This is a genomic window from Enterococcus sp. E4-223 (assembly GCF_035727065.1).
Classification (GTDB): Bacteria; Bacillota; Bacilli; order Lactobacillales; family Enterococcaceae; genus Enterococcus_B; species Enterococcus_B faecium.
The window spans coordinates 392,913-406,149 of record NZ_JAPMLH010000001.1; the positions used below are offsets into that span (position 1 = coordinate 392,913).

A 13,237-nucleotide genomic window follows, 5' to 3' on the forward strand; every position below is an offset into this window, starting at 1 on the left:
CCGACTTTACTTGTTTTTTATTTTTCAATATATATTCACTTTTTTCTATTATAAAAAATCCTATCTATTAGTTAAGTGAAAGTGAACCAGTCCTCATTCTATCACATCTTCTCTTTTTTGATGATGTAAATTTTTTATTTTGATTTCTGTATACGAGTCTGTTTTTTTGATAGCGCTTCCTAAATAAGAGATGATAGACGAACAATGCAGAAAGGAGACGAAACAAATGAATAGTATGGTTTTTGTTAATTTTCCTGTTGCCGATGTCAATCGTTCCGTTGCTTTTTATGAAAAGCTTGGGTTTAAAAAAAACGAAGAATTCTCTACTGAAGAAGCTAGTTCAATGGTGTGGGATGACACTTTTTGGGTGATGCTCCTCTCTCATGATTTTTATAAAAAATTTATAAAAGATAAAGAAATAGCCGATAATAAAAAAACAAGTGGCGCTTTGATTTCGTTTAGTATGGACAACGCGGATAAAGTAAAAAAATTCGCTCAAATTGCAAAAGAAAATGGTGGTGCTTTCCACGAAGTCGATATGGGAATACCTGAAGAAGAAATGTTTTCATTAGAAGTCCAAGATTTGGATGGAAACACATTAGAACCCGTATGGATGAAGATGTAAGCAGATAACGAAACTGACGTTTTTATAACAAAAAAATAGAGATGGATGATGCGATAAGTATTCTCCACCTCTATTTTTTTCGATCGTACAATTGCCTTTTTTACAGTTTATAAAAGCAGTCTTCTTCTCATTTTATTAGTTGTTGGATGGTTATTTTTGTAAATCGCCAAGGTGTCATGACACCTTGGCGATTTTATGGTATCCTTTTCTTATTAACTGACAAAGGAGAGAATATTTTGAACACTTTGATTGCAAAAGACGTTTTTAGATTGCCCGAAATGAATGCAAGATTGTTATCGACTTCTGCCCTTTTATTAGCTCTTGATGTCATCTTATACAAGATAGCGATTGGTCCTGCTTATTTTCAAGTCACATTCGGATTTTTAAGTATGGCACTTATGGGTTATCTATATGGGCCGATCTGGGCTGGTTTGCTTGAAACGTTGTCGAACACTTTGAATTTCACAATATTTGGTTCAGGTACGTTTCAAGTTGCTTTTCTTATCACAGCATTCCTTGGTGGGTTTATCAATGGCTTATTTTTATATCATAAAAAGATAAACCTGCTTTCCGTCATCGCTGCCCAACTATTGATTATGATTCCAGTTAGCCTTTTTATCAATTCTTGGCTGATGTCTGTTTTGTTTGGTGCAGATTTCAAAGTGATTTTTCTAGGTAGGGTTATCAGGAATATGATTCAGATCCCTATTCAAATAACGGTTGTTTATTCATTTATCAAAGCTTTAGAGGCTAGAAAAGTGTTTAAACGAGCTGTTTGATTTTATGTACTAAGGTAATATGCTGATTTTGGACCATACGATAAAGAGGTTGTGACAAAAGAATGGTCACAACCTCTTTATTGTTTCTCACTGAATCCATTTTATTTCATCAAGCGGATAATAAACGAATCTTGCTTTACCTAAAATATCCGTTTTATTGATCGTACCAAATGAGCGGCTATCTTTTGAAACTCTTCGATTATCTCCAAGTACAAAATAACTATCTTCGGGAAGCTTCGATTGTCCCGTCAGTTCTTGTAGTGTGAAGTCCGTCGTATAGGATGCATTTGCATGATCTGACTTTATGTTTTTAGTTAGATAAGGCTCCTTCACTACTTTTCCATTGATCTTCAATTGATCATTTTGGTAGCTAACATTTTCTCCTGGAAGCCCAATCACTCGTTTGATATAAATCGTCCCATCTGCTAATTGAAAAACAACAATATCAAATCGTCTGATCTCCGAAAATTTTTCCATCACAACCATGTCGCCTTGTTTCAAGACATTTTCCATTGAATTGCCTTCTACTGGTACAGGGATGAACAAAAATCCCCGCAACATGAACGAAAGGAATACAGAAACAAGTAAGTATTTGAATATAAGCCAGAAGCGATTAATATAGCGTTGTTTTTTTGTCAATCTCTATCAATCCATCCCTCGTTTTTTCATTCTTTCTTTATTATAAGAAAAATATCAAAAAAATGCGACTAGATAGCTGAAATAAAAATAATTCTTTCTATCAAACTGTTGGACAAAAAGCGCTTGGATCATAAATGGAAAGCCAATTTTTATAAGTCATGATTGTTCTCTAAATATTTTTCCCAGGCTTCGTCAAAAATATCCATGGATGGCAAATAGTCGACATTCAATTCTAGATAACTAGAAATTTCTTCGTAGCTAGAGCTGTGCTTAGGGAATTGGATATCTTTACCGGCTTCTGTAGCAAAAATAGATAAAGTATCGTGTACACCACCGCCTCGCAGTGTCATTAAATAGTGAAAAAAGCTTCGATTCACCCTTCGTTCCTCCAATTTTCTTCAATAAAGGCAGCCCGGCGTGCATGGTTTCTTTTAAAATTTTCAGGATGCTTTTTATAATACTCTTGATGGTCTTCTTCTGCTAGATAAAATGGTTGGGCTGGTTCGATTTTCGTAACGATTGGCTGTTCGAAACGTCCACTTTCAGCTAATTGTTTCTTACTTTTTTCAGCAATGATCCGTTGTTCTTCTGTCAAATAAAAGATGACCGGACGGTAATTGTCGCCGCGATCCTCAAATTGTCCAAAAGCATCAGTCGGATCCGTTTGCTGCCAGTAAAGTTCTACTAACAGTTCATATGAAATCAATGTTGGATCATAGATAATCTCCACTGCTTCCGTATGTCCAGTCGTTTGGCTTTTTACTTGTTCATAAGTTGGATCTGGTACGTGTCCTCCAGTATATCCTGACATCACTGTATGAATACCAGGAAGCGTATCGAAAGGTTGGATCATGCACCAGAAGCAGCCTCCTGCAAATATTGCTCGTTCCATTATTATTCCTCCTCTAATACTATTCATTTGATGTTTTTTTGTTCTCTTTTGTTTTGCTTTCAGTACTGCTGTTGCTAGTTTTGTTTGTATTTGAGTTGTTTGAAGCATCAGAGGTATCTTTTGGCAAATATAGACTAAATCGAATGTCATCATTTACTAAGTCGATTTTATCTGCTTTAATATACATCCCGTTTTGCATCCGGAATTGATCCAATCTAAGCATGATAGTCAAATCATCTGTATTAACTTCGATCCAATCTGGCAATTTATAGTTTCTCTTGATCATATTCATCACATCTTTAATTGGCAAACTTAATGTTCCAATAGAAAGACTTCTAGCTTTTAGTTGGACATTTCCGTTTTCCATCACATACGGATCAAAATATAAATAGAAATCGATAGGAAAACCTAGTACTTCGAAAGTGCCATTGAGTAGTGCTTCATTTTCCAAATAAAATTTATATTCAATATCACTATCTTTTTGATACTCACTAAGGAAAAAGCTGATGATTTGATTGACTTTTTCTTTATTTGAATTGATCGTTAAGACAGGATCTCCTTGTCTTTCCGTAAGAGCTGGTATTTCTGGGAGTTCTGGTTCCCGATTAGCAAAAATACGGCTGCCTAAAAATACGGTCGAACCAAGTACTACCCCAAGAAGGATAAGGAAGGCGAATTTCCAGTAATTTGTTTTCTTTGTTTTGTTTGAAGATACGTCAGATCTTGTTTTCATGTTTATTGATCATCCTCCTTCTCTAGCCATTGGTTTTGTGTCTCGATCAGCTGATCTCTCACTGCATTTGCCATCAATTGATAACCTAAATTATTTGGATGGAAATGATCTTCTTCATAGAGCACATTATTTTTGATGCCATTTAGATTTTCTGTCGTGCTAGTTGTTTGATCTGTTCCTTCTTCTGTGACACCTACTTCCTGATTAAATCCTTGATAAAGCAAATCATTGATTGGGATAAAGTAGCAGTTCGGCATTTTTTTTGTCACCGTTTCTGTTCCTTTATTCCAATTGTTAACAATTGTCTGCATGTCAGTGATCTCAGGAAAGTTCAAATAAAATGGATTGTAGATGCCTAAAATGTAAATAGGTGCGGTTTTATTGAGGGATCGAAATTCTTCCAATAGTTCTGTGACATTTTCCTGATAGTTTTTCAGTGGCTTTTTAAAGGAATTGACCGTTAACCCGAATAAATTATTTTGGATAACTTTCATCAAATCATTACCGCCAACAGTCAGTGTGATAAAATCAGCTGTTTTGATATTGTTTCGAATTTCTTCTTTTGTTTTTACTCGCTTTAAGATCTGGTCACTTCGTTCACCATTTACACCATAGTTTTCTGTTTCAACCGCGGTCAAATTATAACGGTCTTTTAGATCATTTGCGACAAGGGGAACGAATCCTCCTTGCTTGGTTTGATCTCCTACTCCTTCAGTCAGCGAATCTCCGATAGCTATGTAGTGAAGTTTTTCTTTTTTATTTGGATCTTCTCTCACAGTAGTTACTGGTTTCATTAGTGGGCCAGCTTTCGGTATAGAAGCAGCTAAACCTGCATAGATGATGATCGCAATTAATAATGGGAACAAAACGAGGATCAAATGTCGTTTCGTTAATTTCATTTTTTCACCTCTTGTATTCGATTGGTTCTAATGTTATCAAAAATTTTATCAAAAAGGTAGTCTTTATGAAAAAAGAAAACAATTATTTTCCTAATTTTATAAAGAAAAAGAGAATAAGCTGCAAGCCTTTCAGGCTGAGGGCTTATCCTCTTTTCGACTAATCTACATAATACATGATTGCAAACGCGTCTTTACCAGTATGCGTAGCGATAACCGGATTCGTATGCAGTACAGGGATATGCATGTCCGGGAATAATTCTTGCAAACCCTCTTTGAATTCTTGCGCCAATTCTTTTGCATCCGCATGTGAAATACCGATTTGTCGCACATTTGGCAATTCTTTCAGTTCATTTTTCAAATTATTAAACCATTTATCGAACGTTTTCTTTCCTCGCCCCTTAGTTACAGGGATTAATTCAGAATGGGCGAAATTCATCACCACGCGTATGTTCAAAACACTAGACAGCAAACCAGTTGTTCGGCTGATTCTTCCACCTTTTACCAAGTTATCTAGTGTGGATATTCCGATGTATAATTTTGTATTGTCTTGTACTTTTTTGACTTCTTCAAGGATTTCCTCTACTGTTTTACCTTCTTTTGCTAATTCAGCTGCTCGAATTACCTGAAAAGATAATCCTTGGTCAGTGGTATCACTGTCGATAACCGTTACTTTCGTTTTTGTTAGATTACTGGCTTGTCTTGCTGCTTCTACTGTTCCACTCAAGCCTTTTGTCATATGGATCGAAATCACTTCACTGCCATCTTCTCCTAGCTCATCATACATCGAGATAAATTCTCCAATCGGTGGTTGGCTTGTTTTGGGCAGATTTTTTGCTTTCGCCATCATTTCCATAAATCTTTCGCCGTCTAGTTGGTCATCATCGGGATATACTGTTCCGTCGATCATGATGGATAGCGGCATGACACGAATGCCTAAAGCATCGCGTACATTTTTTTCCATCGTACATGAAGAATCTGTTACGATTTTTACATTTGTCATTATTTTCTCTCTCTTTCTTTAACAAGATGCCTTATTCATGTTAAACTACATGTAAGACAATTTCTATTTTTAGTATAACAGACAAATAATGATTTTTCATTAATTACACCTAGTAAAGGAGCCGTTTTCATGGAAAAAACGAAATTTAATCGAACGTATGAAATATTAAATGAAGTGTTTAATGCAGTCACCCATGGAATTGGGACTGGATTGAGTATCGCGGGACTAGTGGTTCTTTTAGTAAAAGGTGCCCACTTGCATTCCTCCCTCCATATTGTCTCTTATGCTATCTATGGATCGATGATGATTCTTTTATTTTTAACGTCTACTTTGTTTCATTCATTGATTTTTACAAAAGCAAAAAAGGTGTTCCAAGTATTCGATCATAGTTCGATTTTTCTTTTGATTGCAGGAAGTTATACTCCTTTTTGTTTGCTGAGTATCCGAGGATGGCTAGGTTGGACTTTATTTGTATTAATCTGGTTGTTTGCGATTCTTGGCATTATATATAAAGCGTTGACGTTGCATAAACGGGAGAGAGTATCAAAAGTATCTACGATCATCTATATTTTTATGGGGTGGCTCTGTGTCGTGGCTGCTGTTCCTCTTTATCACTCTCTTGGAATGACTGGTGTTATTTTGATGGTAGCAGGCGGGCTTTCTTACACGATAGGCGCATTCTTTTATAGCTTGAATTCTATCCGCTATATGCATGTTGTTTGGCATTTGTTTGTTATGTTAGGTGCAGGTTTTATGTACTTCTCTGTTTTATTCTTTACTTAATAAAAAAAATAAAGCTATGGATGGGACAGCTCTAAATAACAGCTAGTCTATCCATAGCTTTTTTATATCGTCAATTCGCCTGTCCCGCTTTTTACAGGATTCTCATTACGCTGATACGTTTCAAATTGATGCGGATAACGATTTTTTTCATCTATTTCTCCTTGACTAGTATTGATCAGTGACCAATCAGACCAGTCAACAGGTGGAAAATAAGCATCTCCATCGAATACATGATGGATGACTGTACGGTATAATATCGTACAAAATGGCAGAAATTCTTGATAAACAGCTGACCCTCCAGCGATGAAAAAGATACCGTCTGTTTCTTTTTCCAGAGCAAGCACGTCTTCCACACTATGCATGACATGCACGCCTTCTGCTTTAAAGGAAGAATCTCTCGTCAAAACAATCGTCTGACGATTCGGCAACGGACGGCTACCCATCCCTTCGAAAGTTTTTCGTCCCATCACTAGTGTATTTGCTTCTGTCATTTGTTTGAAGAATTTCAGATCATTTGGCAAACGCCAAGGAAGACGGTCTTCTTTTCCAATCAATCCGTTTTCATCCTGTGCCCAAATTGCAGCTAACATTTTCTCATCCTTTCTGATTCTAAACAGCGATAGGAGCTTTGATCGCCGGATGTGGGTCATATCCTTCTAATTGGATATCTTCCATCTCAAAATCAAATACTGACTGCTTTTCCTGATTCAAAACTAAAGTCGGAAATGCGCGTATTTCTCGGCTCAATTGTTCTTTCATTTGTTCGATATGATTGATATAAAGATGAGCGTCTCCTAATGTGTGAACAAATTCGCCAACCGCTAAACCTGTTTCATGTGCAATTAGGTGAGTCAGCAACGCATAACTTGCAATGTTGAACGGAACGCCTAGAAACACATCCCCACTGCGTTGATACAATTGGCAGCTTAGCCGTCCCTCTTGAACATAAAATTGAAACATCGTATGACAAGGAGGCAAAGCCATGCTAGGAACATCTTCCGGATTCCATGCAGAAACGATCAATCTTCTAGAATCAGGAGTCTTTTTGATTGCTTCGATCACTTCTTTGATTTGATCGATAAAGCCACCGTCTTTTGTTTCCCAGTGACGCCATTGATAGCCGTAGATGTGTCCAAGATCGCCGTATGTTTCAGCAAAGGAATCATCGGTTAGGATCTTCTCGCAAAAAAGCTTGCTCTGCTTTTTATATTCTTCATTGAATTCAGGATCTGTCAAACATCTATGGCCAAAATCAGTCATATCTGGTCCATTATAGTCTGGACTTTTGATGTAGCGTTCAAATGCCCATTCATCCCAAATATGGTTTTTATTTTGTAATAGATAGCGGATATTCGTATCTCCTTTTAAAAACCAAAGCAATTCGCTTTTGATCAATCCAAAAGGTACTCGTTTCGTTGTTAACAAAGGAAACCCTTTTTGCAGATCAAACCGCATTTGGTATCCGAATAAGCTTAATGTGCCTGTGCCTGTTCTGTCTTCTTTACGATGCCCTTCTTCCAACAATTTTCTTCCTAAGTCAAGATACGCTTGTTCCATCCTTTTTCCTCCTAATCTTCTACCCATTCACTCAAGTATTCCCACCGTGCCATTTTTTCTTCAAGTTGTGCTTCTGTTTCAGATACGTCGTTTTGCAATTCTTGTAATCGAGTGAAATTATCTCCTTGATGATTCATCTCTTCTTGGAGCAATGAGATTTTTTCTTCAAGTTCTGCAATCTCATCTTCAATCGTTTCCCATTCTTTTTGTTCCATGTAAGATAATTTCTTCTTTTCAGCAGGTTCCTTGCTCTGTATTTTTGGTTTCGCTTTTTCAGCAGGCTGCTGGGTCTCTTTTTGCTTCAGTAAATAACTGGACATGTTTCCGTAATAAAGTTCTTGTTTTCCGTTTCCTTGGAATACTAATAACTTATCTGCTACCTTGTCCAAGAAATAACGGTCATGGGAAACAGTGATCACAGCTCCTGGAAAACTTCTAAAATAATCTTCCAAAATCGTCAATGTTGCTATGTCCAAATCATTGGTCGGTTCATCCAATAATAAAACATTAGGTTGCTGGATCAGCAGTTTCAACAAAAATAACCGGCGTTTTTCTCCGCCTGAAAGTTTGCCTATCAGTGTCCCATGCATAAATCTTGGAAATAAAAATCGTTCAAGTAATTCTGCTACTCCGATTTGACTGCCATCTGCTGTTTTTGCTTCTTCAGCAGCTTCTTGTAAGTAAGCAATCATCCGTTTATCTGGTGCCATTTCTTCATTTTCTTGTGTATAATACGCAAGATGAACCGTTTCACCGATAGACATTGTACCGCTATCCAGGGGAATTCTGCCAGCTAGAATATTAAGCAATGTCGATTTTCCCGCACCATTTTTACCAGTAATACCTAGTCTTTCCCGAGATTGAATCAGTAAATCTAAATGTTCTAGCAGTGTTTGGTCATTTATATGGTAACTGCCATCTTTGATTTCCAGTACTTTTTTCCCTAAACGTTGTGTCGCTAGGTTCAGCTCTAAATCATCTTCTTGGTTTACTTGGTACAAGTTCTCCTTTAGATCTTCGAAACGGTTGATCCGTGCTTGCTGCTTGGTGCCACGTGCCTGTACGCCAGCCCTCATCCAAGCTAATTCTTGTTTATAAAGCCGCTTGCGCTTTTCTTCTTGTTCTACTTCTACACGATCACGTTCTGCTTTTTCTAAGACGTAAGCTTCATAATTTCCTTTATACTCGTATAATTTTCCAAATGAAAGTTCGAAGATTCGGTTTGCTACTCTATCTAGAAAATAACGATCGTGGGTAACCATCAATAGTGCGCCACGGTATTGTTTCAAATAGTTTTCCAACCACTCGATCGCTTCATAATCTAAATGGTTTGTTGGTTCGTCTAGTAATAGTAAATCGGGTTCATCAATCAACACTTGCGCCAGACTAACTCGTTTTTTCTGACCACCTGATAAAGTACTGATTTTTTTATCTAATTCACTGATTCCTAATTTTTGCAAAATAATCTTTGCGTTGGTATCTGTAGTCCAAGCATCTTCTTTATTCATTTGTTCTTCTGCTTTAGCATAACGTTTTTGCACATCAGGGTCTTCTCCGTTTTCCCCTAGTTCGATCAATGCTTCCTCATATGCTCGAACAGTTTGGATCAAGGGGCTGTTTCCTTGAAAGACTGCTTGGAGAACAGTTAATTCATCGGAAAATTCAGCTGCTTGAGAAAGATAACCAATACGGTAATCAGTTGGATAAAATACTGTTTGCCGATCACCGTCGCCGCTATCGATACCGGCAATAATATTTAAGAGACTTGTTTTACCCGTCCCGTTCGTCCCAATCAACCCGATACGGTCTTTTTCGTGGACCAAAAAAGAAATCTGGTCAAACAAATCTTTTTCACCATAAGTTTTTTTGAGGTCAGTTACTTTTAATTCTTTCAACATGTTCCCTCCTTATCTTGGATATTGTATCATAAAAATAGTGAACTTCAGAAAAATTTTTTTGGTATTTGTTCTTTTTGTGTTCTCAAAAAAAGAACAGGACCGATTCGATCCTGTTCTGATATGTTTTGTTTTTTATAAAACTTGAAAATTTTTACCTTTTTATTTTATTGGACTCGTTTTTTTGACTTTGCTCGAAACGCAAATCGGAAAGAAAAGTTATCAGATGGTTTGTTCATCGTATAAGATTCTAACAAATTGATATTCCTGCGATAGCTGTTCGCAGAAAACGTCGTGATTTTCTCAGCAACTTCGTATTCATCAATGATTTTTCTTTCAAGATAATAACCTCTTAGCATTTTTTTCGTAAACAGACTATCTTGCTGGATCATCCACGAAGAAATCAAATTCCCCGAGTTCATTTTTATTCCTTCAAGTTTGCGTTGCTGGATAAAAAATTGAACCATCGTTTCATCATAAATATCAGTCAAGTTATCTAAACTTTCAATAATCAACTGAGTATTTTTTTGATATGTCTCTCTGATTTCTTGGATATCTTCATCACTAATAAATGTCTGACGATCAGCATATCTTCTTTGCCAAAACATTTTCGGATGGAGAACGATTCGCATTAACCTACGGACAACAATGAACCAAAAGCCGATAAAAGACAAAATCTGGCTTGTGATAGAATGTTCGAATCGAGAAAGAAAACGGGAGTAAAAACGATAACCATTAGAAGAAAGCTTGCCCGAACGATAACTTTCATCCAATCCATCCCGTTCGATCGACAAAATCAGTGCTTGTATTTCTTGTACTTCTTGCTTTTCATCATCGGTTAAATCTTCCAAGTAAAGATCACGTATCCGTTCTTGATAATTTTCTATCACTGCTTCAGTGGCTAAAAATTCTTTTGTATTACGATCAATTTCCTTTATTTCTTTTCGCAAAACTTCAACGACCTCTTCTAAAATCATCAAAGCATTCAAATCCGTGCTTTTCGCTTCCTCTGTTTCCGTCAGCATAGGCAAGACAATGATCCCTATGACCAAAGTCACTAAGATGACACCCGCCGTCAGAAACAAAAGCAAAGACCGCTGGTAAAACATCATATTATTGATTGAAAATGGCAAAATAAAAATCGTAGCCAAACTGACTGTTCCCTTTACACCGCCAAATGTTAAGATCAAGATCTCGTTCAACTGTTTTTTGAACTTTTTACTGCCATCTTTGAATACATAAAAAAGACTGATAGAAATGAATCTGATCACAAAAAGCATGACAGAGATTAATACGATAATCGCTAATAAAAGACCGTTTGGATATAAACCGTCTCCCCATACTGGCGAGAACACTTGCGTCAATTCGATTCCTAAAAATATAAATACTAATGCATTCAGTGTAAAAGCAATAGTTGTCCATGTACTGTGGGACAAGCTCGACAATTCTGCATCAAACACAGAGATTTTCCTAAAACCAGAAGCTTGGAGAATACCTGCTGCCACTGCAGCAATGATTCCAGATACATCAAATGCCTCTGCCAATACATAGGCTAGAAAAGGAAGCAAAAGTTCGATCAGCAGATACCCTGTGACATCTTGTGCTGATGCTTTTTCGATCAAATGAATTATTTTTTGTTTGAACCAGACAAGCAAAAAGCCGATCAAAGCTCCCCCAATACTAGAAACTACTAGACTCATCCCCGCGTTTACTGCTGAAAAAGATCCGGTGATCAGCGCACCAAGAGCAAACTGGAAGGCAGTAACACCAGATGCATCATTCAAAAGACCTTCTCCTTCCAAAATATGCATCGCCTTTTTAGGGATATTCACTCGTCCAGAAAGAGAACTGACTGCTACCGCATCTGTCGGACCTAACGCTGCTCCAAAAGCAAAGCAGGCAGCAAGTGGGACACTTGGCAACAGGAATGATAACGTCGCACCTACCCCGACAAGGGTCAAAATGACTCCTCCAAATGCCAAGAACAAAATTGTCCCGAAATTTTTGAGAATCGAAGAAATATCTGCTTTTTCTCCTTCTCTAAATAACAATGGTGCAATAATCATAACTAAGAACAATTCAGGTTCAAAATCGATTGATTGTCCCCACTTTGTCAGACCTAATACCACTCCAAGGAAAATTTGGATCAGTGGAGCTGGAATCATTGGCAAAATGCGGCTAGCTATGTTCGATAAGGTGATCGTTACTGCAAATACAATAACTAACTCAGCAAATTCCATCGTCCATCCCCTTTATTTTTTATTTTGTGTAAGCATTTTTAAAAATTGTTCTTTTTTCTTTAAAATTTTGGTTTCGACTACTTCAACCTGTGTTTGGTTACCCTCTAATTCACACTGTACACGTTTTGACTCCAAACGAAGCAGATCATGTTTCAGACGTTCCAACTGACGATACATCAATATATTTCTTTTACGCAACTTACAAAGTATTTGACGGCGGTCATCCATCGAAAGGGCGCCATAGCGATCATGCAACAGTTTTTTTTGTTGTTCAAAACTCTCTCTCATTTTCCAGATCTCCTATACACAAACTTCCATCATTATAGCAAAGTTCTTTTTGGATGAAAAATATTTCATTGTTTCATCGTTTATTGCTAGTTAGAAATTTCCATAAATTTTTCAACGCCTCATTCTATTCCAAATAGTATCAGATATCAAGTAAAACTTAAGAAAGATAAAAGTTTCTGACAAAAGGATGTTTACTTTTCCATTCCTGCCTTTCTTGTTCTTTTATCACAACAAAAAAATGGGGCTGCGACAAAAATCTTGTCACAGTCCCTTATTCTGAATAAACGGTGTGGAAGAGACAGCCTATCAGTAGTAATAAGACACATCTCTTTCACAGCCTCATTTTTGCGTAAAAATCGATTTATTCGAAAAATTCCCCGTATACATCTTCTACACGTTGATCTGGATTGATCACGATATACAAGTTACCTGTTTTTTCGCTGATTTTTGTTGATTGATATTGATTATCTAATCCTTCTGTTCCTTTATCTAGATATGGGAAGTACACAAGATCAGGTGTGCCATTTCGGTAAAGGATTTCCATTCGCTCGATATCTTCGTATTTCAATGCGCGATTAAACATGCCCATTTCCAGTCCGCCTAGGTTGATATCATGTGTCGCAACTGCGTCCCCTTCATGGAAGATTTCGATTTTAAATCCAGCACACGGATGGATTTCAACAAATTCACTGCCATTGATTCGTCCAAAACTTGTTGTGATTTGTTTGATCCAAAGATCGCCGATATGACGGCGGTTGATCGTCCAGGTTTCTCCATTTCTAAAATAAAATTTTAGCGCTGTCATTTCTTTACTCATTAAAAAGACTCCTTTATGATGTAATTTATTCTTGTACTACCTCAGTTTAGCACAAATTTATGTAAGTGGTCACATCTTATGTTTTTTCTT

Annotated in this window: 15 protein-coding genes; 3 read left to right on the forward strand and 12 right to left on the reverse strand. The window is 37.0% G+C overall.

The annotated features are described in order from the left end of the window. The first annotated feature begins 226 nt into the window (after positions 1–226). Both OS139_RS01960 and OS139_RS01965 read left to right on the forward strand, forming a co-directional pair. A complete protein-coding gene (locus OS139_RS01960) occupies positions 227–625 on the forward strand; it encodes a VOC family protein (RefSeq protein ID WP_002309568.1) in 399 nt (132 codons plus the stop codon). A gap of 236 nt (positions 626–861) precedes the next feature. Continuing rightward, positions 862–1,404, forward strand: a complete 543-nt coding sequence (locus OS139_RS01965; protein WP_002313872.1) for a folate family ECF transporter S component — start codon at positions 862–864, stop codon at positions 1,402–1,404. 87 nt (positions 1,405–1,491) lie between these two features. Here OS139_RS01965 and lepB read toward each other — a convergent pair whose 3' ends face one another. The 6 genes from lepB to OS139_RS01995 all read right to left on the reverse strand — a co-directional run bounded on the left by lepB (position 1,492) and on the right by OS139_RS01995 (position 5,567). Further along, complete coding sequence (lepB, locus tag OS139_RS01970) at positions 1,492–2,043, reverse strand: signal peptidase I (protein WP_025479116.1); 552 nt, start codon at positions 2,041–2,043, stop codon at positions 1,492–1,494. A 149-nt stretch (positions 2,044–2,192) separates the two neighbouring features. Beyond that, positions 2,193–2,420, reverse strand: coding sequence for a YozE family protein (locus tag OS139_RS01975; protein ID WP_002290200.1), 228 nt, complete (start codon positions 2,418–2,420; stop codon positions 2,193–2,195). Next, the gene (gene msrA / locus OS139_RS01980; protein WP_002331858.1) at positions 2,417–2,935 is read right to left on the reverse strand and encodes a peptide-methionine (S)-S-oxide reductase MsrA; all 519 of its coding nucleotides are present in this window, start codon (positions 2,933–2,935) and stop codon (positions 2,417–2,419) included. Before msrA ends, OS139_RS01975 begins: the two co-directional genes overlap by 4 nt. 19 nt (positions 2,936–2,954) lie before the next feature. Continuing rightward, a complete protein-coding gene (locus OS139_RS01985; protein WP_002306926.1) occupies positions 2,955–3,668 on the reverse strand; it encodes a YpmS family protein in 714 nt (237 codons plus the stop codon). A gap of 2 nt (positions 3,669–3,670) precedes the next feature. Continuing rightward, positions 3,671–4,567, reverse strand: coding sequence for an SGNH/GDSL hydrolase family protein (locus OS139_RS01990; protein ID WP_002331859.1), 897 nt, complete (start codon positions 4,565–4,567; stop codon positions 3,671–3,673). Between the two features lie 157 nt (positions 4,568–4,724). Next, on the reverse strand, positions 4,725–5,567 hold the full coding sequence (locus OS139_RS01995) for a DegV family protein (protein ID WP_002298122.1): 843 nt from the start codon (positions 5,565–5,567) through the stop codon (positions 4,725–4,727). Between the two features lie 129 nt (positions 5,568–5,696). On the opposite strand from OS139_RS01995, the gene trhA reads away from it, so the two are divergent. After that, a complete protein-coding gene (gene trhA / locus OS139_RS02000; RefSeq protein WP_002288393.1) occupies positions 5,697–6,350 on the forward strand; it encodes a PAQR family membrane homeostasis protein TrhA in 654 nt (217 codons plus the stop codon). A gap of 62 nt (positions 6,351–6,412) precedes the next feature. Here trhA and OS139_RS02005 read toward each other — a convergent pair whose 3' ends face one another. From OS139_RS02005 to OS139_RS02030, 6 genes are all read right to left on the reverse strand, one after another. Continuing rightward, positions 6,413–6,940: a dihydrofolate reductase gene (locus OS139_RS02005; protein WP_002306927.1), complete on the reverse strand. Its 528-nt coding sequence runs from the start codon at positions 6,938–6,940 to the stop codon at positions 6,413–6,415. 19 nt (positions 6,941–6,959) lie between these two features. Further along, a complete protein-coding gene (locus tag OS139_RS02010) occupies positions 6,960–7,907 on the reverse strand; it encodes a thymidylate synthase (RefSeq protein ID WP_002298126.1) in 948 nt (315 codons plus the stop codon). 11 nt (positions 7,908–7,918) lie between these two features. Then, the gene (locus tag OS139_RS02015) at positions 7,919–9,802 is read right to left on the reverse strand and encodes an ABC-F family ATP-binding cassette domain-containing protein (RefSeq protein ID WP_033655703.1); all 1,884 of its coding nucleotides are present in this window, start codon (positions 9,800–9,802) and stop codon (positions 7,919–7,921) included. 167 nt (positions 9,803–9,969) lie between these two features. Beyond that, complete coding sequence (locus OS139_RS02020) at positions 9,970–12,042, reverse strand: cation:proton antiporter (RefSeq protein ID WP_002331861.1); 2,073 nt, start codon at positions 12,040–12,042, stop codon at positions 9,970–9,972. A 12-nt stretch (positions 12,043–12,054) separates the two neighbouring features. Beyond that, positions 12,055–12,330 (reverse strand): hypothetical protein, encoded by a 276-nt coding sequence (locus OS139_RS02025; RefSeq protein WP_002290188.1) that lies wholly within the window; start codon positions 12,328–12,330, stop codon positions 12,055–12,057. A gap of 361 nt (positions 12,331–12,691) precedes the next feature. Then, positions 12,692–13,147, reverse strand: a complete 456-nt coding sequence (locus OS139_RS02030; protein WP_002290187.1) for a hypothetical protein — start codon at positions 13,145–13,147, stop codon at positions 12,692–12,694. Positions 13,148–13,237: the final 90 nt, after the last annotated feature.